Source organism: Halalkalicoccus sp. CG83, from assembly GCF_037081715.1.
GTDB classification, from domain to species: domain Archaea; phylum Halobacteriota; class Halobacteria; order Halobacteriales; family Halalkalicoccaceae; genus Halalkalicoccus; species Halalkalicoccus ordinarius.
Window position 1 is genome coordinate 2,346,679 of sequence record NZ_JAZDDH010000001.1, and the last position, 19,714, is coordinate 2,366,392.

Annotated in this window: 23 protein-coding genes; 19 read left to right on the forward strand and 4 right to left on the reverse strand. The window is 64.5% G+C overall.

Translation table 11 applies throughout. The annotated features are described in order from the left end of the window. Positions 1 to 110: 110 nt before the first annotated feature. From gvpA to V0Z78_RS12225, 7 genes are all read left to right on the forward strand, one after another. A complete protein-coding gene (gene gvpA / locus V0Z78_RS12195; protein ID WP_332099299.1) occupies positions 111 to 374 on the forward strand; it encodes a gas vesicle protein GvpA in 264 nt (87 codons plus the stop codon). A gap of 20 nt (positions 375 to 394) precedes the next feature. Beyond that, complete coding sequence (gene gvpO, locus V0Z78_RS12200; RefSeq protein WP_336344908.1) at positions 395 to 859, forward strand: gas vesicle protein GvpO, halophile-type; 465 nt, start codon at positions 395 to 397, stop codon at positions 857 to 859. A 53-nt stretch (positions 860 to 912) separates the two neighbouring features. Further along, positions 913 to 1,254: a hypothetical protein gene (locus V0Z78_RS12205; RefSeq protein WP_336344909.1), complete on the forward strand. Its 342-nt coding sequence runs from the start codon at positions 913 to 915 to the stop codon at positions 1,252 to 1,254. A gap of 54 nt (positions 1,255 to 1,308) precedes the next feature. Beyond that, a complete protein-coding gene (locus tag V0Z78_RS12210; RefSeq protein ID WP_336344910.1) occupies positions 1,309 to 3,624 on the forward strand; it encodes a carboxypeptidase regulatory-like domain-containing protein in 2,316 nt (771 codons plus the stop codon). A gap of 147 nt (positions 3,625 to 3,771) precedes the next feature. After that, positions 3,772 to 4,245, forward strand: a complete 474-nt coding sequence (locus V0Z78_RS12215; RefSeq protein WP_336344911.1) for a hypothetical protein — start codon at positions 3,772 to 3,774, stop codon at positions 4,243 to 4,245. A gap of 154 nt (positions 4,246 to 4,399) precedes the next feature. After that, positions 4,400 to 5,191 carry a carboxypeptidase-like regulatory domain-containing protein gene (locus V0Z78_RS12220; protein ID WP_336344912.1) on the forward strand — a complete coding sequence of 264 codons (792 nt, stop codon included), beginning with the start codon at positions 4,400 to 4,402 and terminating at the stop codon, positions 5,189 to 5,191. 50 nt (positions 5,192 to 5,241) lie between these two features. Beyond that, positions 5,242 to 6,429 carry a hypothetical protein gene (locus V0Z78_RS12225; RefSeq protein WP_336344913.1) on the forward strand — a complete coding sequence of 396 codons (1,188 nt, stop codon included), beginning with the start codon at positions 5,242 to 5,244 and terminating at the stop codon, positions 6,427 to 6,429. 9 nt (positions 6,430 to 6,438) lie between these two features. On the opposite strand, the gene V0Z78_RS12230 is transcribed toward V0Z78_RS12225, so the two are convergent. The 4 genes from V0Z78_RS12230 to V0Z78_RS12245 are packed head-to-tail and all read right to left on the reverse strand — an operon-like array spanning position 6,439 to position 9,320. Continuing rightward, positions 6,439 to 6,591, reverse strand: a complete 153-nt coding sequence (locus tag V0Z78_RS12230; protein WP_336344914.1) for a hypothetical protein — start codon at positions 6,589 to 6,591, stop codon at positions 6,439 to 6,441. Continuing rightward, a complete protein-coding gene (gene otsB, locus V0Z78_RS12235; RefSeq protein ID WP_336344915.1) occupies positions 6,588 to 7,418 on the reverse strand; it encodes a trehalose-phosphatase in 831 nt (276 codons plus the stop codon). The genes V0Z78_RS12230 and otsB overlap by 4 nt, the downstream gene beginning before the upstream one ends. After that, a complete protein-coding gene (locus V0Z78_RS12240) occupies positions 7,411 to 8,913 on the reverse strand; it encodes an alpha,alpha-trehalose-phosphate synthase (UDP-forming) (protein WP_336344916.1) in 1,503 nt (500 codons plus the stop codon). Before V0Z78_RS12240 ends, otsB begins: the two co-directional genes overlap by 8 nt. Beyond that, on the reverse strand, positions 8,910 to 9,320 hold the full coding sequence (locus tag V0Z78_RS12245; protein ID WP_336344917.1) for a hypothetical protein: 411 nt from the start codon (positions 9,318 to 9,320) through the stop codon (positions 8,910 to 8,912). Before V0Z78_RS12245 ends, V0Z78_RS12240 begins: the two co-directional genes overlap by 4 nt. Before the next feature lie 253 nt (positions 9,321 to 9,573). Here V0Z78_RS12245 and V0Z78_RS12250 point away from each other — a divergent pair, with 253 nt between their 5' ends. The 12 genes from V0Z78_RS12250 (at position 9,574) to nuoK (ending at position 19,713) form a co-directional block, all read left to right on the forward strand. Next, positions 9,574 to 11,025, forward strand: a complete 1,452-nt coding sequence (locus V0Z78_RS12250; RefSeq protein ID WP_336344918.1) for a sulfatase — start codon at positions 9,574 to 9,576, stop codon at positions 11,023 to 11,025. Continuing rightward, entirely contained in the window at positions 11,022 to 12,437 is a 1,416-nt protein-coding gene (locus V0Z78_RS12255; RefSeq protein WP_336344919.1) for a sulfatase-like hydrolase/transferase, read from the forward strand. The genes V0Z78_RS12250 and V0Z78_RS12255 overlap by 4 nt, the downstream gene beginning before the upstream one ends. A 48-nt stretch (positions 12,438 to 12,485) precedes the next feature. Continuing rightward, entirely contained in the window at positions 12,486 to 13,643 is a 1,158-nt protein-coding gene (locus V0Z78_RS12260) for a 5-(carboxyamino)imidazole ribonucleotide synthase (RefSeq protein ID WP_336344920.1), read from the forward strand. After that, a complete protein-coding gene (gene purE, locus V0Z78_RS12265; protein WP_336344921.1) occupies positions 13,640 to 14,263 on the forward strand; it encodes a 5-(carboxyamino)imidazole ribonucleotide mutase in 624 nt (207 codons plus the stop codon). The genes V0Z78_RS12260 and purE overlap by 4 nt, the downstream gene beginning before the upstream one ends. Before the next feature lie 89 nt (positions 14,264 to 14,352). Further along, entirely contained in the window at positions 14,353 to 14,757 is a 405-nt protein-coding gene (locus tag V0Z78_RS12270) for an NADH-quinone oxidoreductase subunit A (protein WP_336344922.1), read from the forward strand. After that, on the forward strand, positions 14,754 to 15,455 hold the full coding sequence (locus V0Z78_RS12275; protein ID WP_336344923.1) for an NADH-quinone oxidoreductase subunit B: 702 nt from the start codon (positions 14,754 to 14,756) through the stop codon (positions 15,453 to 15,455). Before V0Z78_RS12270 ends, V0Z78_RS12275 begins: the two co-directional genes overlap by 4 nt. Then, positions 15,452 to 17,119 (forward strand): NADH-quinone oxidoreductase subunit D, encoded by a 1,668-nt coding sequence (locus V0Z78_RS12280; RefSeq protein ID WP_336344924.1) that lies wholly within the window; start codon positions 15,452 to 15,454, stop codon positions 17,117 to 17,119. Before V0Z78_RS12275 ends, V0Z78_RS12280 begins: the two co-directional genes overlap by 4 nt. Beyond that, positions 17,120 to 18,214: a complex I subunit 1/NuoH family protein gene (locus V0Z78_RS12285; protein WP_336344925.1), complete on the forward strand. Its 1,095-nt coding sequence runs from the start codon at positions 17,120 to 17,122 to the stop codon at positions 18,212 to 18,214. A gap of 1 nt (position 18,215) precedes the next feature. Continuing rightward, entirely contained in the window at positions 18,216 to 18,677 is a 462-nt protein-coding gene (locus V0Z78_RS12290; protein ID WP_336344926.1) for a NuoI/complex I 23 kDa subunit family protein, read from the forward strand. A gap of 56 nt (positions 18,678 to 18,733) precedes the next feature. Continuing rightward, the gene (locus V0Z78_RS12295) at positions 18,734 to 19,045 is read left to right on the forward strand and encodes an NADH-quinone oxidoreductase subunit J (RefSeq protein ID WP_336344927.1); all 312 of its coding nucleotides are present in this window, start codon (positions 18,734 to 18,736) and stop codon (positions 19,043 to 19,045) included. Beyond that, positions 19,042 to 19,383 (forward strand): proton-conducting membrane transporter, encoded by a 342-nt coding sequence (locus V0Z78_RS12300; protein WP_336344928.1) that lies wholly within the window; start codon positions 19,042 to 19,044, stop codon positions 19,381 to 19,383. The genes V0Z78_RS12295 and V0Z78_RS12300 overlap by 4 nt, the downstream gene beginning before the upstream one ends. Before the next feature lie 24 nt (positions 19,384 to 19,407). Next, positions 19,408 to 19,713: an NADH-quinone oxidoreductase subunit NuoK gene (gene nuoK, locus V0Z78_RS12305; protein ID WP_409338739.1), complete on the forward strand. Its 306-nt coding sequence runs from the start codon at positions 19,408 to 19,410 to the stop codon at positions 19,711 to 19,713. Position 19,714: the final 1 nt, after the last annotated feature.

Consider the following 19,714-nt stretch of genomic DNA (forward strand, 5'->3'; position numbering starts at 1 on the left):
GTCCTGTAATACCTATCGGCTCGAAGTTATAAACAGTGGTGCGCTTGCAACTGCCTGCCGAACGATAAGGTACATGTGTGAGGCACCCCTTGACCCAGAGGGACAACAGTATGAGTCAAGCAAGACCCAGCACCTCAAGTCTGGCGGAAGTGCTCGACCGGATCCTGGACAAGGGTGCGGTCATCGACATCTGGGTACGCGTCTCGCTGGTGGGGATCGAGATCCTCACCGTCGAAGCCCGTGTCGTGATCGCGTCGGTCGACACCTTCCTCCACTACGCGAGGGAGATCTCGAAGATCGAGGCCGCCGAGGAGGAGGGCGACCTCGACGACCTCGAGGACATCGAGATCGAGGCCTCCGCCGAAGCCCAGTAGCCTGACGGGACCATCCGACGATGTCCGCCTCCGACGACGAACAGTGTAAGGCGCTCACCGCGGACGGTGAGCGGTGTACGCGACCCGCTCAAAGCGACGGCTACTGCTATCAGCACGACTCGGACGACGAGACGATCGAGGGGGGCGAGGAGACCGAAGAAGACACAACGGACGCGGGTGAAGACCAGGAAACAGATATGGCAGACGACGAAACCAACATCGACGACACTGAGATCGGTCAGATCCGAAACAAAGTCCGAAACATCGCTGAAGACGTGGTCGGCTATCCCCTCAGCGGGATCCTCGCCATCGACCGCGAAGACGACGGCTGGCGCGTCGCCGTCGAGGTGATCGAACGAAGCAGCGTCCCGGACACGCAGGACATCCTCGGCCGCTACGAGATCACGCTGGACGAGGATCGGACGGTCACCGGCTATCGGCGGACCCACAGATACCGGCGCGACGACATGGAACAGGACATCTAGCTCCTGTCACACGGTCGGATGTTCTTTAACGCCTCGGGGCCTGAGAGACGTCTATGAGCGAGAGTGAGAAAGTCAACGTCCCGTGGATCGACGAGCCGGTCGAGCTCTCGGAGGCGGTAGAGATGATCGCGCAGGCCGACGAGGACGACGAGGACGCGATACAGGACCTCGCGGCTCGCGTCGACCGTCTCGAACGTCGAATCGCCACGCTGGAGGACGGTAGCTCGATCGAATGCCCCTCCTGTGACAGCGAGGACGCGGTGTACAAGGCCGGCGTCGGTGCCGCGATACTCGCGAGCTTGGACGCCCTCAGCGACGCGAATGCGGACGCGCTCAACAGGGACTCGCACGTCTGTATCGACTGTCGAAAGTCGTTCACTCCCGCGTTCGACTGACCGGAACCTCCTGCAAGCACCCTTTTTAAGTGAGTCCGTTGATACGGGAGAGTGATGGGTGAGGAATCGACAACCGATAACGAGGATGGTACCGGTGTGCGCGTATTACTTCCCGATGGCGGTGAACCCGAGGACGACGACGAGGCGGGTGGGGGCGACGAAGCGGACGAGAACGGCGACGGTGGGAATGACGGAGACGGCGAAGTAGAAACGCCCGAAGAAAACGACGAGGAAGAAGAGTCCGAAACTGACGGGGAGGACGAACCGGAGGGCGATGGAGAGGACGACGAAGCTGAGGACGAAGCGGACGGGGAAAATGGAGAAGCCGAAGGCGAAGGTGAAGCGTCAGAAGAGGACGACGGGAACGGGGAGGACGAACCGGAGACACACGAGCTGACGGTAACCGTCGAGAACGAGGATGGCGAGCCCGTTCCGGGGGCACCCCTTACGGTAGAGAGCAAGGACATGGGCCTCATCGAGGGGTTTCTCGACGAGGCCGAAGACGCAGAAACGGACGACAGCGGCGAAGCCTCCTTCGAGTTGGAGAACGCCGAATACAGCGTCCAAACCGAAATCGACGACGAGCAGGCCGAAGAGCGGGTCGATATCGACGGTGACGACGAGGAGGTCACGCTCTCTCTCGACGTCGAAGAGGGTGAAGGAGAAGAAGACGAAGAGGGGGACGAGGGTGGAGAGGAAGAAGGCGAAGAGGAAGCGGAGGATGAAGGTGACCAAGAGGCGGATGGAGAAGAAGGAGAAGCCGACGAAGAGACGTACGAGCTAACGGTAACCGTCGAGAACGACCAGGGCGAGTACATTCAGGGAGCCACCGTCACGGTCGAGGACAAGGACGGCGACGCGTTCGAATCGGGTGAACGGCAGGATACCGGGACCGACGGCGAGGCCACCTTCCTCCTTGAAAACGGCGACTACGCCGTCGAGGTCGACGCCGACGAGGGGAGCGCCGAAGAGCAGTTCACCCTCGAGGACGACGAGGAGATCACGCTCACCGTCGTTCCGGACGAGGAGACGTACGATCTGATGGTGACCGTCCAGAACGCCGAGGGCGACCCCGTCCCAGGGGCCTCGATCACGGTCGAAAGCGGGGACAAGGGCGTCATCGAGGGCTTTCGTGGGCAGCCCTCCGAGGCCGAAACCGACGATAGCGGTCAGAGTTCCTTCGAGTTAGCGGAGGGCCAGTACAGGGTCACGGTCGAGGCCGACAACGAAACGAACGACCAAGCAGTCGAGATCGAGGGCGGGGACGAAGAGGCCACGCTCACCCTCGACGTCGAGCAGGAAGAAGAGGAAGAGGAGGAGGAGGGCCGGAAAGGTCCGAAGGAGGCCGAGGGCGAGGTCGACGAGGACGAATCCGCAAGCCACGGGACCGACCGTGGGTCGACAGTGCTGTATCTCGATCTCGAAGGACTGTTTCTCGACCTCCTCGGACTCGAGGTCGATCTCCACGAGGTCGTGCTGGACATCCGAGCGATCACCGGACCGGGGAACCTGCTCGGGAACCTGCTGTCGGCGGTCGCGGGGCTGTTGGACCCGCTGTCAGGGCTGCTCAATCGCCTGCTCAACTCCGTCCTGAACCTGTTGAGCTACATCACCTCGCCGCTCAAGTGGCTCTGGAACCAGATCAAAAAGCCGTTCAAGTGGCTGCGCAGCCTCGGAACCCGTATCGCGAACACGCTTTCAGCCCCGATCAGCGCGCTACGCAGTGCTGCGAGCCGGGTCTGGGACGTAGTGACCTCGCCGATCAGCGCGCTTCGAAGCGCGTTGGGTCGGGTCTGGGGCGTCCTGAGCTCGCCGATCAGTGCACTTCGGAACGCGCTGGGTCGGGTCCGAAACGCGTTGACCTCGCCGATCAGCTGGCTGAAAAGCGTCGGGAGTCGCGTTCGGGACGCCCTGGGAGTGCCGGCCGACGGGCTGCGTGCCGTCGTGAATCGCCTCGGGAACTCCGTGGAAAAAGCGATCGCCCGACTGCGTGGTCTGATCGGCGGAGGCGCTGAAGACGAAGGGGAAGCAGACGACGAGAACGGTCTGCTGAGCGGCATCGTCGGCAGTATCTCGGATCGAGTAAGCAGCGTCTCCGAATGGGCGAGCAGCATCGGAGACAGGATCTCGAACCGGATGAGTGACGTCGCAACCAGAATTTCGAACTGGGTACGCAACGTAGCAAGCAGGATCTCGAACTGGATACGCAACGTCCTGAACTGGCTGACCGACCCGGTTAGTATGCTGCTCTCGTCCATCCCGGTCGAGGAGATGCTCAACGAACTGATCAAGCAACTAGTCGGCGAGTCGGAGGGCGATGAGCCGACCAACGACGAGTCGAACGGAACGGAGACCGAAGCAGCCGAGTGAGTCGTCTCATGAGAGGATCCCTTCGACTGCTTCGATTGGCGGACGGGCTACAGTCCGGTCCGACGGATTCGCCACTGCGGATCGACGACGAGGTCTGCGACGGTATAGACTACGAACGCACGCGGCTGTAGAACCTACGAGAACACCATGAGTGATAACGGAAACGACAACGGTAACGGTACTGACAACGGAAACGACAACGGTAACGGCGACGGTCCGTCGATGCTCGAACCCCTCGAATCGGCGATCGGAGACATCGATTTCGAAAAGATATTCGAGGGAACACAACTGGAGGACGCCTTCGACGAGGACGAGGAAAACACCGGGGTAGCGATCGGGCGCGCCCTCGGCGAGATCGCCGGTCAAAAGCTCGGCGAGATCATCGGTCGAGAGATCGCGGAGATGATCGTAAAGGAGCTATCCGAGAGCGAGGAGGACGAAGAAGGGAAAGATGAGGGAGACGAAGAGGAGGAGGACGAAGAGGAGGAGGACGAAGGGAACGGCGACGAGGAGAACGGCGACGAGGGGGACGACGAAAACGGAGCCGAGGGGGACGACGAAAACGAGGATGAGAGCGACGAGGGAGAGGACGGTGAAGACGGGTCGGACGGGGATGACTGATCACAGATGAGGGGAAGCTATCAGCTATCTCGATCATCGATCGAACCGACGGTACGACGGACCGATCGATCCGGCGGCGAGGGTCGAGAACGTACTGTACGAAGCGGGATGAACCACGGCCGTACGCGACTACTGAAGGGAGGCTCTGACACCCATGAGTGAAACCAACAACGGCGACGACGATACCGGTAGCTCGATGCTCGAGAGCGTCGACACGGAGGAACTACTCGAAGGCACGAAATTGGAAGACGCCGTCGACGAGGACGACAAGAACCTCGGCGAGGCGATCGGCCGCGCGATCGGTGCGATCATCGGCAGGCAGATCGGCGAACTGGTCGGGCGGATGGTCACGGAACGGCTCCGCGGAGGGAGCAAAGAGGACGAGGAAGAGGAAACACACGAGCTGACGGTATCGGTCGAGAACGAAGACGGCGATCCCGTTGAGAATGCGACCGTTACCGTCGAAGACGAGGACAGTGGCCTCCTGGGAAGTCTGATCGGGGGCGGTGAAACCGACGAAACCGACGAGGATGGCGAGGTGACCCTCCAGCTCCAAAGCGGTGACTACACCATCGAAGCCGACGCCGAGGGCGGCAGTGCCGAAGACGAGATGACCATTGAAGGCGACGACGAAGCGGTCTCGCTGACTATCGAGGAGGAAGGAGACGAGGACGAAGAAGACGAAGGCGAGGAAGAGGAGACCGGGGACGAAGACGAAGACGAAGGCGAGGGCGAAAGCGACGTAGACGAGGAAGAGGGGACCGAGGACGAAGACGAACGCGAGGAGACGGAGGAAGACGAGGAGTCCGAAGAGGATGAAGATGGAGACGACGACGAACCGGAGGACGATGAAGACGAGGAGGACGAAGGCGACGAAGAGGATGAAGACGACGAGGAGGAAGGCGAGGACGAGAACGGTAACGAGGACGACGAAGACGAAGAATGAGGACGTAAAAGGATGATCATAAGGAGCGCTCTATCGACGAGGTGGCGATCATGAGTAACGAGTCGATCATCGAGGCCATCGATACCGGGACGCTGCTCGAAGCCATCGACATCGGTGATCTACTCGAAGAAGCCGATCTCGGCGAGCTGGCCGAACGAGAGGACGTCAACGTGGCGATCAAGGAGATCGCCGCGGTTCTCGGTCGCGAGTTCGGGGCGGCACTCGGCCGAGAACTCGGGGAGGTCATCGCACGAGCGATCTCCGAGCGCCCCTCGATCGACGAGCTAATCGAGGACGTTAAAGGGGCGATCGGAGACGCGTTCAGGGAGCTGTTCGTGAACCCGGACGCTCGGGCGTCACTCAAGGAGGACCTCAAATCCATCGGCAAGGACCAGCTCTCCGGCGATCTCGTCGCAGACGCTGTGAGTGGTACACTCGGCGATGAGGGTGAGAGTGAAGACGAGACGGACGATGAACAAGCGGAAGAAGCCGAGGAGAGCGAGTCCGTGGACTCGGAGAGCGACGAGGAAGACGAGGAAACCGAGGAAGCGGACGAGTCGGAAGAGGAGCAGGACGCCGAGGAGTCCGAGGAAGGAGACGGTAACGAGAGCGACGGCGAAGACGACGAGGACGACGGTGACTCGCTCGGCAGCCAGATCGGCATCGGGGATGCCATCAAGGAGGGACTCAGCAGCGACGATGGCGACGAGTCGGAAGCGGACGAGGAGACCGAAGAGGACGCCGAGGAAGGAGACGGTGACGAGGGGTCGGAAGGAGACGAGGCCGCGGAGGAAGACGAAGGAGATGAGGACGAGGAAGACGAGACCGAGGACACGGACGAGGAAGACGAAGGAGATGAGGACGAGGAAGACGAGACCGAGGACACGGACGAGGAAGATGAAGAGGATGAAGAGGAAGACGAAGGAGATGAGGACGAGGGAGGCGACGAAGAGGAGGACGAGGAAGGCGAAGGAGAAGGCGACGAAGAGGAGGAAGACGAAGGAGATGAGGACGAGGAGGCGGAGGGTGAGGAAGACGAGACCGAGGACACGGACGAGGAAGATGAAGAGGACGACGACGTTCCCGAGACCGCCGACGAGCTCGCGGACCTCTCCTACCGCGAGCTACAGTCGCTCGCGAAGGAACGGGACATCCAGGCCAACCTCAGTCGCGAGGAGCTAACCGAGGAGCTCAGCGACGTGCTCGGGATCGAGAACGAGAACGAGGACGAGGAGTAGGGCGATCGATCAGTCGGTCGGCGGCGCATCGGTACGCCGTTCGAGCGGCGATCCGCCGCACTCGACGCAGACGTACTGCCCGTCGGTCGTACGGGTCACTGGGGCGTTGCAGTCGATACACTTGATTCGTGCGCTGCGTGCTTCACGTGGATAGCGACTCATGGATCTGTAGAAGTGATGGGGCGCGTAGTCGGGTCGTCGAGCCACTCGCCGAGCGCGCCGAGCGCTTCTGCGACGCCCGACTGGGTCGGAATCTGGTAGCTGGCGTCCGTCTCGCCGGTGCCGACGTGAATGGCGATCCCCTCGGGCAGCACCGCGCGGAACGCCGACTCGTCGGTGGTGTCGTCGCCGATGTAGATCGGCAACCAGTCGTCGGGCTGGGACGCCGCGATCAGCGAGACGGCCATTCCCTTGTGCCAGCGGACCGCCGGACGGAGCTCGAGGATCTGCTTGCCGTCGGTACATCGGATTCCGCCGTCGCCGAAGCGTTCGACGCTCTCCTCGACCGCCTCGACGACCTCCTCGACCCGCTCGTCGGGCGTCTCGCGGAAGTGAACGGTCACGGTGGCCCCCTTGTCCTCGATCGCGGCCCCCTCGATCCGTGCGAGGCGGTCCTCGAGGTGCTCGACGATTCGCCGGAGCCGCCGGCGTCGTTTGACGGCGACCGGGTGGACCGTCGTCGAACCGTTCCGGTGGAGTTCGAGACCGTGGTTGCCCGCGTAGGCGAGTCCATCGATGCCGACGCGCTCGCGGACGTCGTCGAGCGCACGTCCGCTAACGACGGCGACGCGGACGCGATCGTGCTCTCGCAACGCCTCGAGCATCCGCCGGTTCTCGGGCGTGATCTCGGGGGCGTCGGGATCGGTCTCGATCGGCGCGAGCGTACCGTCGAAGTCCACACAGAGGACGAGTCCCGGCGCGTTCGCGATCCGCTCGTGGATCTCGTCTCGGTGGTCGTCAAACCGGGGGAGTGCGGCGGTCTCAGGCATGTTCGGAGACGATTTCGTCGCGGTTCCCCTCACAGTCCAGCGCCGCCGAGAGCACGTCGTCCATCCAGGCCACCAGGTCGTACGAGTTCACCCGTTCACGAAGGGTCGTCATGCGTTCGCGTCGCTCCTCCTCGGGGAGCGCCAGCGCTCGGTCGATGGCGTCGGCGACCCCCTGGGTGTCGTAGGGGTTGATCGTCACCGCGTCGTCACCGAGTTCCTCGTGGGCGCCCGCGAACTCGCTCAACAACAGGACGCCCTCGCTGTCGAGTTGGGCCGCGACGAACTCCTTGGCGACGAGGTTCATCCCGTCGCGAAGCGGCGTGACCAGCGCGAGGTCGCTATGTCTGTACAGCGCGTACAGCTCCTCCTTCGGGAGGTGTTCCTGGACGCGGATGATCGGCCGCCAGTCGTCGGTTCCGAACCGGTCGTTGACTCGCTCGATCGAGCGGTCGACCCGGTCCTGCAGGTGTTGGTAGGCCTCGATCTCCTCACGGCTCCCCGTCCCCTTCTGAACGTAGGTGAGATCGCCGCGCCGTTCGGGGTGGTCCTCGAAGAACCGTTCGAGCGCATCGATTCGCTCGGGGATCCCCTTGGTGTAGTCCAACCGATCGACGCCGAGTGCGATGGTCCGGTCCTCGAGTCGGTGGCGCCGTTCGAGATCCGGCCAGGCGTCGCGTTCGGCCAGATCGGTGATTCGACCGGCGTCGACCCCGAGCGGGAACGCCACGACGGTGGTGGTGTGGTCGTCGTAGGCGACCGCACCGTTCGAACGATCGACCGTCGCCTCGGGGACCGCCGCCTCGACGCAGTCGAGGAAGTTCCCGACGTACTCCGGGGTGTGAAAGACCAGCAGGTCGTTCGCGAGCAGGCTCGCGACGATCGTCTCGGCGGACGGACAGACGCGAAAGGTGTCCCACGTCGGCCACGGGATGTGCCAGAACTGCGTCAACACCGCGCCACCGACGTCGCCGCGGACCATCCGTGGAGCGAGTCCGAAGTGGTAGTCCTGAAACCAGATCAGGGCGTCGTCGTCATCGTCGATCCGATCGACCACGGCGTCGGCGAACCGACGGTTGACCTGCCGGTAGTGTTCGAAGTCGCGACCGTCACAGCGTGCGGTACCGATCATGCCGTGACAGAGCGGCCAGAGCGCGCGGTTGCTGTAGCCGTAGTAGTAGCCCTCGACGTCCTCCTCGGAGAGGCGGACCCGCGAGAGGGTGTAGGAGGGATCGTCCGGCGGGACGCGCACTCGTCCCTCCTCGTCGGCGACCTCGAAGTCGGCGTCGCCGTCGCCCCAGGCGATCCACGTCCCCTCCGCGCGCTGCATCACCGGATCGAGACCGGCAGTCAGCCCGCCGGCGGGACGGGAGACGGTGATCTCGCCGTCGTCGTAGTCGTGGGCGTACGGCTGGCGGTTCGAGACGACGACGAGGTCGCGATCCGAGAACGCGTCGGTAACGCGGTCGCTGAGCGCCGCCGATCCCGGGTTCGTCATGGACTGAGTTCTTCGGCGATGCGCTTCGTCGTCCGCGTTCGGTCGTCGAGATCGTCGATCGTGGTCCTCCCGGCGAGCAGGTCGACCATCGCGCCCGATGAGAGGCCGACCTCACCTTCGATCGTCTCGTTGATGCGTTCCATATGCTTCAGTACGGTATCGAGTGCGACCTCCCTTGTAGTTACGTACCCGATGGTAACGGCGCTGCTCGCCTCGCCGGCGCGCTGGCGACAGCGAAGCTCCCACCCATGGCTCGAGGACGGATCGGAACGCGGCGGACATCCCTCGCTTCGTACCGCGGAGATGGTGAACCGGTCGTCGTCCCGTCTGAACTCCATTCTGTCGGCGCTGAACTCCTTACGGAGCCAGTGACAGGGAAGGAGGACGTCGTCTGGCACGGGATTCATGACTTCTTCCGTTCTGAGTAGGACGCTCCTCCGGGTCGAACTTCTGCCTGCCATACCGTGGGATTTATATGATGATCGCCGGTTTTCATCTACCGATCTATATTTGTATCAAGTGATTTGGGATTGAATCTTCCTCTACACCCGCCGGAAACGGTGATATGGATGTGAAGAGGACGCGCACGCAGGCCTTCCGTATTTATCATGCAGTACCCCAGTAGATGACGACTCCACGTTCGACGATGGAGAAGATATGATGGATCAACCGAACATTGCAGTGGTCGTCATGGACACGGCTCGAGCGACGGACACCGTCCCGGCGGATCCCTCCCTGACGCCGACGCTCGCGGAGCTCGCGGATGAGGGGGTCGCCTACGAACGGGCGTTCACGAGTGCCCCGTGGACGCTGCCGTCGCACGCCTCGCTCTTTACGGGCACGTACTCGTCGAGGCACGGTGCCCACGGCGACCATACGTACCTCGAGGAGGAGTGGACGACGCTCGCGGAGGCGTTCTCGGCAGCGGGTTACGAGACGGTGGGAGTGTCGAGCAACACGTGGCTCACCGAGGAGTTCGGGTTCGCGCGCGGGTTCGAGTCGTTCTATCGGACCTGGCAGTTCATCCAGTCGGGCACCGACCTGGGAGAGCTCACCCGGATCAAACACTCGAGCGGAAAGGTCGACGCCTTCCTCTCGCGGCTGCTCGACGGGAACCCACTGGTGAACGGCGTGAACGCCTTCTACGACCAGTTCATCCGTGGAACGGACGACGACGGTGCCGAGCGAGCGACGAGCATGCTCGCCGACTGGCTCGGCGAGCGCGAGGGGGATCGCCCCTTCTTCTGCTTCGCGAACTACATCGAGCCCCACGTCGAGTACAGCCCGCCCCGTGAGGTCGCAGAACGGTTCCTCCCCGAGGGCAGCTACGAGACCGCACGCGAGATCAGACAGCAGCCACGCGCCTACGACGTCGACGAGTACGACCTCACCGAGACGGAGTTCTCGCTGCTGCGCGGACTCTATCGGGGAGAGCTCGCCTACCTCGACTCGCAGATCGCCTCGCTGCGCGAGGCGTTGATCGAGGCCGGCGAGTGGGAGGACACCGTGCTCGTGGTCTGTGGTGATCACGGCGAAAACATCGGCGATCACGGCTTCTTCGGACACCAGTACAACGTCTACGACACGCTGTTGCACGTCCCGCTGATCGTCCACGGCGAGGGGTTCGACCCCGCCGCGGGCGAGGACGAACTCGTTCAACTGCTCGACCTGTTCCCGACGCTGCTCGACGTCGCCGACCTCGACGCGCCGGCGGCCCGCGAGCAGGCACAGGGGCGGTCGTTGCTCGAGCGCGACGAGCCCCGCGAGGCGGTGTTCGCCGAGTACGTCGCCCCTCAGCCCTCGATGGAACAGCTCGAGGAGCGTTTCGGCGAGATCCCCGAGGCCGTCTACGAGTACGACCGCTCGCTGCGGGCGATCCGGACGGACGACTACAAGTATCTCCGCGCCTCCGACGGGCTCCAGGAGCTCTACGACGTCAAGCGCGACCCCCAGGAGACGGTCGACCTCGCGGATGACGAGCCGGCGCTGGTCGAGGAGTTCGACGACCGCCTCGACGCCTGGGTCGACTCCTTCGAGCACGCCGACGGCGGCGGCGAGGTAGAGATGACCGACGCCACCAAAGGCCGGCTTCGCGATCTGGGCTACCTATGAGCGATCGTCCAAACGTTCTCTTCCTGCTGACCGACCAGGAGCGCTACGACCTCACCCTCCCCGGCTCCCCCGTCGAGACCCCCAACCTGGATCGGTTGAGCGAGGAGGGAATGCGATTCACGCGGGCGTACACCCCGATCAGTATCTGCTCGAGCGCGCGGGCGTCGCTGCTCACGGGGCTCTACCCCCACAACCACGGGATGCTGAACAACTCCCACGAGTCCGACGCGATCCAGCCGAACCTCCCGACGGAGCTGCCGACGTTCGGGGAGTTGCTCTCGGAGGCGGGCTACACGAACGCCTACGTCGGCAAGTGGCACGTCGGGCGCGATCAGGGGCCCGAGGACTTCGGCTTCGAGTACCGCGGCGGGGCCGATCGTCACCACGACGCCGACCTGGCGGGCGACTTCGAGGCCCACCGGGAGGAACTCGGTGTCGACGTGGACGAGGGGAACCTCGAGGATCGGATCTACACGGGCGGCGAGCGGCCGACGCTCGTCGCCGCTACCGACCCGGTGCCGGTCGAGGCCACGCGCCCGTACTACATCGCACAGCAGGCGATCGAACGCCTGCGAAGCGGGTTCGAGGAGCCGTTCTTCCTCCGGGCGGACCTCTACGGACCACACCACCCCTACGTCGTTCCCGAGCCGTACGCCTCGATGTACGACCCCGACGAGATCGAACGCCCCGAGAGCTACGCGGAGACGTTCGAGGGCAAACCGGCCGTCCACGAGCAGTACCTCCGTTACCGCGGGGCCGACGCGCTCGACTGGGAGACGTGGACCGAAGCGATCGCGAAGTACTGGGGGTTCACCACGCTGATCGACGACCAGGCCGGCCGGATCCTCGACGCCCTCGAGGAGGAGGGGCTCGACGACGCGATGGTGATCCACGGCTCGGATCACGGCGACTTCACGGGAGCCCACCGTCAGTTCAACAAGGGGCCGCTGATGTACGAGGACACCTACCGGATCCCGTTGCAGGTACGCTGGCCGGACGTCGTCGAGGCCAGCTCCGTTTGTGAAGAGTTCGTCTCGCTGCACGACCTGATGCCGACGTTCGTCGATCTGGCCGAAGCGGAGATCCCCGACGTCGATGGCCGGTCGATCCGGCCGCTGCTCTCCGGGGACGTCCCCGAGGACTGGCCCGACGCACACTTCGCGCAGTACCACGGCGACGAGTTCGGCCTCTACTCCCAGCGGATGCTCCGGGCGGAACGCTACAAGTACGTCCACAACGGTCCAGACCGCAACGAGCTCTACGACCTCGAGGCCGACCCCGCCGAACTGAACAACCTGATCGACCACCCCGCGTACGAGGACGTCCGGACGGACCTCGAAGGGCGGCTGCTCGAACGGATGCGCGAGACCGGCGACCCGCTCGCACGCTGGAGCGCGAACGTGCTCGGCTGAGCGGACGGAACGGTGGGCTTTTTAGCGAGCGCGCGCGGAGCCTCGCGCATGTACACACTGTCCTCACCGGGACCGACGCTGGGAGTGGTCGGCGGCGGCCAACTCGGCCGGATGATGGCCGAGGCGGCCGCCCCGCTCGGCGTCGAGCTGCTCGTCCTCGATCCGACCCCCGACTGTCCCGCCGCGCCGGTCGCGCGCGACCAGATCGTTGCCGACTTCGACGACCCGGAGGCGATCCGTGAGCTCGTGAAACGGTCTGACGCGCTGACCTTCGAGATCGAGCTCGCGGACCCCGACGTGCTCGAGTCGGCCGGCGAGGAACGCGACGTTCCCGTCGAACCCTCGCCCGACACGCTGCGGACGATCCAGGACAAGCTCGTCCAGAAGCGGGCGCTCGTGGACGCGGGGATCGCCGTCCCCGAGTTCCGGGCCGTCTCGGACGCCGAGGACCTGCGCGACGCGCTCTCGGAACTCGGCGGCGAGGCGATGGTGAAGGCGCGCCGGGGCGGCTACGACGGTCGAGGGAACGCCCCGATCGACGACCCCGCCGACGCCGAGGCGACCCTCGAGGAGATCGGCGGCGAGGCGATGGTCGAGGAGATGATCGAGTTCGACCGCGAGCTGTCGGTGATCGGCGTCAAAGGAGAAGGAGAGATCGCGACGTACGTCGTCGGCGAGAACGTCCACGAGGAGGAGATCCTCCGCGAGACCGTGGTTCCGGCCCGTACCGACGAGGCGATCCGCGAGCGGGCACAGTCGGTCGCCCGTGACGTGCTCTCGCTGATGGACGGCCGCGGGACCTACGGGATCGAGCTGTTCGAGTGGGACGGGGAGATCCTCGTCAACGAGATCGCCCCGCGTCCGCACAACTCGGGTCACTGGACGATCGAGGGCGCCGACAGCTCGCAGTTCGAACAGCACGTTCGGGCCGTGCTGGGACTACCGCTTGGTTCGACGGCGCTTCGCGATCCCGTCGTGAGCAAGAACCTCCTCGGCGACGAGCAGCGGGCCCGCGAGGCGCGCCTGTCGGGCGGCGAACAGCTGCTGGCCGAGCCGTCCGTCCACCTCCACTGGTACGGCAAACGCGAGGTGCGTCCGTTGCGGAAGATGGGCCACTTCACCGTGCTCGGCGAGGAGAACGACTCGCTCGACGAGCTACTCGAGTCGGCACGTACATACCGACGGTACGTCGAGTTCGAAGCATGACGACCGAGGGCGTCCGCGGACTGATCGAGGATCTCGAACGGGAGGCAAAGCGCGAGCGCGAACCCGAAGAGCGTCCCGAGGTGGGGATCGTGATGGGCAGCGACTCGGACCTCGAGACGATGTTCGGCGCCTACGAGGCGCTGGTCGAACTGGGGTTCGAGGAGCTGACCGACTACGACGATCCGCCAGCGGCGCGCTTCACCTTCGAGACGTACGTCGTCTCGGCCCATCGCACCCCGAAGCTGATGGACGCCTACGCGAGCACCGCCTCCGATCGGGGCCTCGACGTGATCATCGCCGGCGCGGGCGGCAAGTCGGCGGACCTGCCGAACATGACCGCCTCGCTCGCCTACCCCGTTCCGACCATCGGCGTCCCGGTCCAGGAAAAGTCGGTCGACTCCGTGATCGGGATGCCGACGGGCGCGCCGCTCGTGGCGGTCGACGCCGGCAAGTCGTTCAACGCCGCGCTGTCGGCGGTCCAGATCGTCGCTCGCGAGCACGAGGAGCTGCGCGATAGACTGCTCGAGTACCACCGCGATCTCCAGGAGGACGTCGCGGCGGTCTCGCGCGAGCTTCACGAGTCGGGAACCCCTGCCTTCCGGGAGCGATCCGACCGGTAAGGCTTGCCATGGACGGGTACGAGATCGCAGCAATGAACGCGCTTATAGTGGTGGGATTCAAAGCCTCGAACGTTACGGAGACATCGTAAATGAGTACCTGGATAGCAGTCGGGGCGCTGGCGTTGGTGGGGGTGCTGATTCCGCTCGGCATGATGGCGGTATCGGCGCTGCTTCGACCGTCGGTTCCCGAACTGAGCAAAAGCAGCATCTACGAGAGCGGCGAGGTTCCGACCGGAACGACCCGAATTCGGTTCAACATACAGTACTACATGGTCGCGTTGCTGTTTCTCGTCTTCGACATCGAGACCCTCCTGATCTTCCCCTGGACGGTCATCTACAGCGACGCCGTGGAGCGGGTCGGCCTGCTCCACGCGCTCGGACCGATGCTGGTGTTCATCGCCGTTCTCGTCGTCGCGCTCATCTGGGCGTGGCGTAGCGGCGTGGTAGAGTGGGTCAAGACACCGGATGCGGACAAACGGAGCCGACTACAATGAGCAACACACCACGGGACGCGATCACCGGCAGCACCGATCCGCAGACCAAGACCAGAGAGGCGCGCATGGGCGCCACCGACGACCGATTCAACTCGCGGCTGCGCGAGGCGTTCGGCTCCTCGCCGTTCATCCTCACCAAGTTCGACAAGTTCATGAACTGGGTGCGGGGCTCCTCGATGTTCATGCTGCAGTTCGGCATCGCCTGCTGTAGCCTCGAGATGATGCACACCTACGCGGTCAAACACGACCTGGACCGCTTCGGCTCCGGCGTCCCGAGGGCCTCGCCCCGACAGGCCGACGTCATCATCATCCCGGGGACGATCGTCTCGAAGTTCGCCCCCCGAATGAAGCGCGTCTACGACCAGATGCCCGAGCCCAAGTTCGTCATCAACATGGGCTCGTGCGCCATCTCGGGCGGCCCGTTCCAGGGCGGCTACAACGTGATCAAGGGCGCCGAGGAGGTCATCCCGGTCGACATCCACGTGCCGGGCTGCCCGCCGCGCCCCGAGGCGCTGGTCTACGGCGTCGTCAAGCTCCAGGAGCGGATCGCGAACGGCGAGTCCTCGCCGGTCGTGGTCAAACCCTACGAACTCGAACAGTTCGGCGACCTCCAGCAGGACGAGCTGATCGAGAAGCTCGCCGACCGAATCGACGAGGACGACCTCGTCATGCGGTACAACTGGGCCGATTCACCATGAGTCTCGAAGAACCACGACAACCGGACAGCTACGTCGCGGAAGGCACCGTCGACTACGACGCGATCGAGGAGCTACTCGGCGAACACGTCCTCGGTCGTGAGACCCACAGCGGCACCGAGGCGTTCGTCATCCGCCCCGACGAGGTCCAGGACGTCCTCTTCGCGCTGCGCGACGAGGCGGGCTTCGACCACCTCTCGTTGCTCGTCCCCCAGGAGTACGAGGACCGCTACGAGTCGATCTACTACCTGACGAAGTACGAGGACCGTACCCAGGAGGTCGGCGTCGTCGTCCCCACGCCCCGCGACAACCCCGTCAGCCAGACCGCAGAACCGGTCTACCGTACCGCCGACTGGCACGAACGCGAGGCCTACGACCTGGTTGGCATCCGGTACGAGGGCCACCCCGACATGCGTCGGATCCTCCTGCCCGAGACCTGGCAGGGTCACCCCCTCTCGCGCGACTACGACCAGGACCGCCCGCAGATCGTCACGCTCGCGGAGCACCAGAACCCGATCGCCGACGACTACCACGACGCCGAGTCGGACACGATGTTCCTGAACATCGGTCCACACCACCCGGCGACCCACGGCGTGCTCCACCTGAAGACGGTGCTCGACGGCGAGCAGGTCGTCGACGTCGAGCCCGACATCGGCTACCTCCACCGGTGTGAGGAGCAGATGGCCCAGCAGGGAACGTATCGCCACCAGATCATGCCGTATCCCGACCGCTGGGACTACTCCTCACAGCCCACCAACGAGTACGCCTACGCCCGCGTGATCGAGGACCTCGCGGACGTCGAGGTGCCGGAGTACGCGAAGATCCTCCGGACGATGTCGTGCGAGTTCGGCCGGATGATGGGGCACTTCCTCGCCGTCGGAACGTTCGCGCTCGACATCTACGGCGACTTCACCGCGACGTTCATGTACGCGATGCGCGACCGCGAGAAGGTCCAGAACATCCTCGAGGACCTCACCGGCCAGCGGATGATGCTCAACTACTTCCGGGTCGGCGGCGTCGTCTGGGACCTCCCCGAACCGCGAGAGGAGTTCTTCGAGAAGGTGCGGGACTTCCTGGAGGAGCTGCCGGTGGCGGTCCAGGAGTACCACGACCTGGTCTCCTCGAACGAGATCTTCCAGACCCGGACGATCGGCACGGGGATCCTCGATCCGGAGGTCGCCAAGCAGTACGGCGTGACCGGCCCGGTCGCCCGCGGATCGGGGATCGACTACGACGTGCGCCGCGACGACCCCTACGGCTACTACGAGGAGCTCGACTGGGACGTCATCACCGAGGACGGCGGCGACAACTTCTCGCGGTTCATGGTGCGCATGCAGGAGGTCGAGCAGTCGGCGCGGATCATCGAGCAGTGTATCGACCTGCTCGAGGACTGGCCCGAGGACGAACGCGAGATCCAGGCGAACGTCCCCCGGACGCTGCGTCCGGATCCCGACGCCGAGATCTACCGCGCGGTCGAGGGCGCGAAGGGCGAACTGGGGATCTACATGCGCTCGGACGGGACCGACTCGCCGGCGCGGTTCAAGATCCGCAGCCCCTGCTTCCACAACCTCCACGCGCTCGGAGAGATGGCCGAGGGCGAGTACCTCGCCGACATGATCGCGGCGCTGGGCAGCCTCGACATCATCCTCGGGGAGGTCGATCGATAGATGGTCGGTCTCCCGCTCGCGCCGCTTCAGAGCCCGAACCAGAGCGAGGTGCTCCTGCCCGATCGAGTCGCCGAGCTCACCGGGCTCGGCCAGTTCGGCATCGTCGGCGAGTTCATCGCCGCGTTCATCGCCGCGTTCTTCGTCGGCAACCTGATGCTGGCGATGACCGGCGTTGCGGGTCCGTGGGCCAAACGAAAGATCACCGCGGCGTTCACCGACCGGATCGCGGTCAACCGCGTCGGCCCGTTCGGCCTGCTGATCATCGTCGCCGACGCCGTCCGGCTGCTGAGCAAGGAGCTCATCATCCCCGAGGGGGCCGATCGACCGGCCTACGACCTCGCGCCGATCGTCGTCGCCGCCTCGGCGATGCTCGGCTTCGCGGTGATCCCGATGGGAAGCGGGATCCACCTCGCCGATCCCGAGGCGGGGCTGGTGTTCGTCTTCGCCGTCGCATCGATCGCCAGCATCGGGCTGTTGATGTGTGGCTACTCGTCGAACAACAAGTACTCGATGCTCGGCGGGCTGCGCTCGGTCGCCCAGAACATCGCCTACGAGATCCCGCTGATCGTCACCGGCGCGTCGGTGGTGATCTTCGCCGGCACGCTCCAGATGAGCGAGATCGTCGCCGCACAGGCCGAGCCGCTCGCGACCGTCGCGGGCGTGGGCATCCCCTCGTGGTACGCCTTCATCAACCCGTTCGCGTTCGTGCTGTTCCTGACGGCGAACATGGCCGAAGTGGGACGTAACCCCTTCGACACGCCCGAGGCGCCCACCGAGATCATCGCGGGCTACCAGACCGAGTACTCCTCGGTCTACTTCGTGCTGATCTACCTCGGGGAGTTCCTGCACATCTTCCTCGGTGGGGCGATCGTCGCGACGCTGTTCCTCGGCGGACCCGCCGGCCCCGTCCTGCCGGGCATCGTCTGGTTCATCATCAAGATCTGGGCGGTGTTCCTGTTCACGCAGTGGGCCCGCTCGGCGATACCGCGGGTCAGAATCGACCAGCTGATCGAGATCGGTTGGAAGGGGATGCTCGTGCTCTCCTTCGCCAACCTGGTGCTCACGGCCATCATCGTGGGGGTGCTGATCGCATAACATGATCGGAATGCTCAAATCGATGGCAACGACGATGAAACACGCGCTCGACGGCAACACGTTCACCGTCGAGTATCCCGACGTCGCGCCCGAGGTCAGCCCCCGGTTCAGGGGCGTCCACAAGTTCAGTCAGGAGCGCTGCATCTGGTGTCGCCAGTGCGAGAACGTCTGTCCGAACGACACGATCCAGATCGTGATGGACGAGCAGCGAAACGGCGAGCAGTACAACCTCCACATCGGCCAGTGCATCTACTGCCGGCTGTGCGAGGAGGTCTGCCCCGTCGACGCGATCCTGCTGACCCAGAGCTTCGAGTTCACGGGCGATACGAAGGAGGACCTCGTCTACAACAAGGAACAGCTCGGGAACGTCCCGTGGTACAAGGACATCGACCCCCTCGAGTCCCGCGAGCCCGATCGCGGTGCGTGGATCGGCGAGGGCGAGGGCGAGGTCGACTACCAGTAGAGATCCGCACCCGTCTCGAAATCTTCAAAGGGTGTGCAAGAGAGAGGTGAAACTAGATGGTACTCTATGAGACGATCGCGTTCGCGCTGTTCGCTGGGGTGACGCTCGCGAGCAGCCTCGGCGTCGTTCTCGTCAAGGACGTGTGGCACGCGGCGTTGTTGCTTGGGGTGTCGCTGCTCAGCGTCGCGATCCACTACGTCACGCTGCAGGCGGAGTTCCTCGCGGCGATGCAGATCCTCGTCTACGTGGGCGGGGTGTTGATCCTGATCACGTTCGCCGTGATGCTCACGCACGACGAGACCGACGCAGCACAGCCCGGAACCCGCGGACAGCGCGAGTCCGAACCCGAGGAGGCGAGATCGTCGTGACGACGCGACCGAAGCTGCGGATCGGCGGCCACCTGCTGCCGGGGCTCGCCGCGGTCGCGCTCTTCGCCCTGTTCACGTTCGTCTTCCTGACCTCGTCGTTCCCCGCGCCAACGGGGTTCCCGGCGGGGACGAACGTCACCGCCAACATCGGCTACGCGCTGTTCAACATCGACGCCGGCGAGGTGCCCGCCGAGGGGTTCATCGTCGCGTTCTTCATGATCGCGATCGTGCTCGATGCGGCGCTCGACGGCGCGGTGATGCTGGCACGGCGCGACGTCGACGACAGCCCCGACGAGCTCGTCCCCGAGCGCGGGCAGTTCGAGGGAGGTGACGACTGAATGGTCGCTCCGATGCCGACCCAGATGCTCGTTCCCGTCCAGTGGTATCTGGTGCTCTCGGCCGGCATGTTCTGTATCGGCCTGTTCGGCGTGCTCACGCGCCGAAACGCGCTGATGTTCCTGATCAGCGTCGAACTCATGCTCAACGCAGCGAACGTCAACTTCGTCGCCTTCTCGCTGCAGTGGGGCAACGTCACGGGCCAGACGTTCGCGCTGTTCGTGATGGCGCTCGCCGCCGCGGAGGTCGCGATCGGGATCGGCATCATCCTGGTACTGTACCGCGACTTCCGCGACGTCGACGTGACCGAGGCGGCGACGATGAGGTGGTAAG

Bases quoted from the DNA above. Each gene is read 5' to 3' on its own strand.
- gvpA (WP_332099299.1), top strand. From the start codon at position 111: ATGAGTCAAGCAAGACCCAGCACCTCAAGTCTGGCGGAAGTGCTCGAC.
- gvpO (WP_336344908.1), top strand. From the start codon at position 395: ATGTCCGCCTCCGACGACGAACAGTGTAAGGCGCTCACCGCGGACGGT.
- V0Z78_RS12205 (WP_336344909.1), top strand. From the start codon at position 913: ATGAGCGAGAGTGAGAAAGTCAACGTCCCGTGGATCGACGAGCCGGTC.
- V0Z78_RS12210 (WP_336344910.1), top strand. From the start codon at position 1,309: ATGGGTGAGGAATCGACAACCGATAACGAGGATGGTACCGGTGTGCGC.
- V0Z78_RS12215 (WP_336344911.1), top strand. From the start codon at position 3,772: ATGAGTGATAACGGAAACGACAACGGTAACGGTACTGACAACGGAAAC.
- V0Z78_RS12220 (WP_336344912.1), top strand. From the start codon at position 4,400: ATGAGTGAAACCAACAACGGCGACGACGATACCGGTAGCTCGATGCTC.
- V0Z78_RS12225 (WP_336344913.1), top strand. From the start codon at position 5,242: ATGAGTAACGAGTCGATCATCGAGGCCATCGATACCGGGACGCTGCTC.
- V0Z78_RS12230 (WP_336344914.1), bottom strand. From the start codon at position 6,591: ATGAGTCGCTATCCACGTGAAGCACGCAGCGCACGAATCAAGTGTATC.
- otsB (WP_336344915.1), bottom strand. From the start codon at position 7,418: ATGCCTGAGACCGCCGCACTCCCCCGGTTTGACGACCACCGAGACGAG.
- V0Z78_RS12240 (WP_336344916.1), bottom strand. From the start codon at position 8,913: ATGACGAACCCGGGATCGGCGGCGCTCAGCGACCGCGTTACCGACGCG.
- V0Z78_RS12245 (WP_336344917.1), bottom strand. From the start codon at position 9,320: ATGAATCCCGTGCCAGACGACGTCCTCCTTCCCTGTCACTGGCTCCGT.
- V0Z78_RS12250 (WP_336344918.1), top strand. From the start codon at position 9,574: ATGGATCAACCGAACATTGCAGTGGTCGTCATGGACACGGCTCGAGCG.
- V0Z78_RS12255 (WP_336344919.1), top strand. From the start codon at position 11,022: ATGAGCGATCGTCCAAACGTTCTCTTCCTGCTGACCGACCAGGAGCGC.
- V0Z78_RS12260 (WP_336344920.1), top strand. From the start codon at position 12,486: ATGTACACACTGTCCTCACCGGGACCGACGCTGGGAGTGGTCGGCGGC.
- purE (WP_336344921.1), top strand. From the start codon at position 13,640: ATGACGACCGAGGGCGTCCGCGGACTGATCGAGGATCTCGAACGGGAG.
- V0Z78_RS12270 (WP_336344922.1), top strand. From the start codon at position 14,353: ATGAGTACCTGGATAGCAGTCGGGGCGCTGGCGTTGGTGGGGGTGCTG.
- V0Z78_RS12275 (WP_336344923.1), top strand. From the start codon at position 14,754: ATGAGCAACACACCACGGGACGCGATCACCGGCAGCACCGATCCGCAG.
- V0Z78_RS12280 (WP_336344924.1), top strand. From the start codon at position 15,452: ATGAGTCTCGAAGAACCACGACAACCGGACAGCTACGTCGCGGAAGGC.
- V0Z78_RS12285 (WP_336344925.1), top strand. From the start codon at position 17,120: ATGGTCGGTCTCCCGCTCGCGCCGCTTCAGAGCCCGAACCAGAGCGAG.
- V0Z78_RS12290 (WP_336344926.1), top strand. From the start codon at position 18,216: ATGATCGGAATGCTCAAATCGATGGCAACGACGATGAAACACGCGCTC.
- V0Z78_RS12295 (WP_336344927.1), top strand. From the start codon at position 18,734: ATGGTACTCTATGAGACGATCGCGTTCGCGCTGTTCGCTGGGGTGACG.
- nuoK (WP_409338739.1), top strand. From the start codon at position 19,408: ATGCTCGTTCCCGTCCAGTGGTATCTGGTGCTCTCGGCCGGCATGTTC.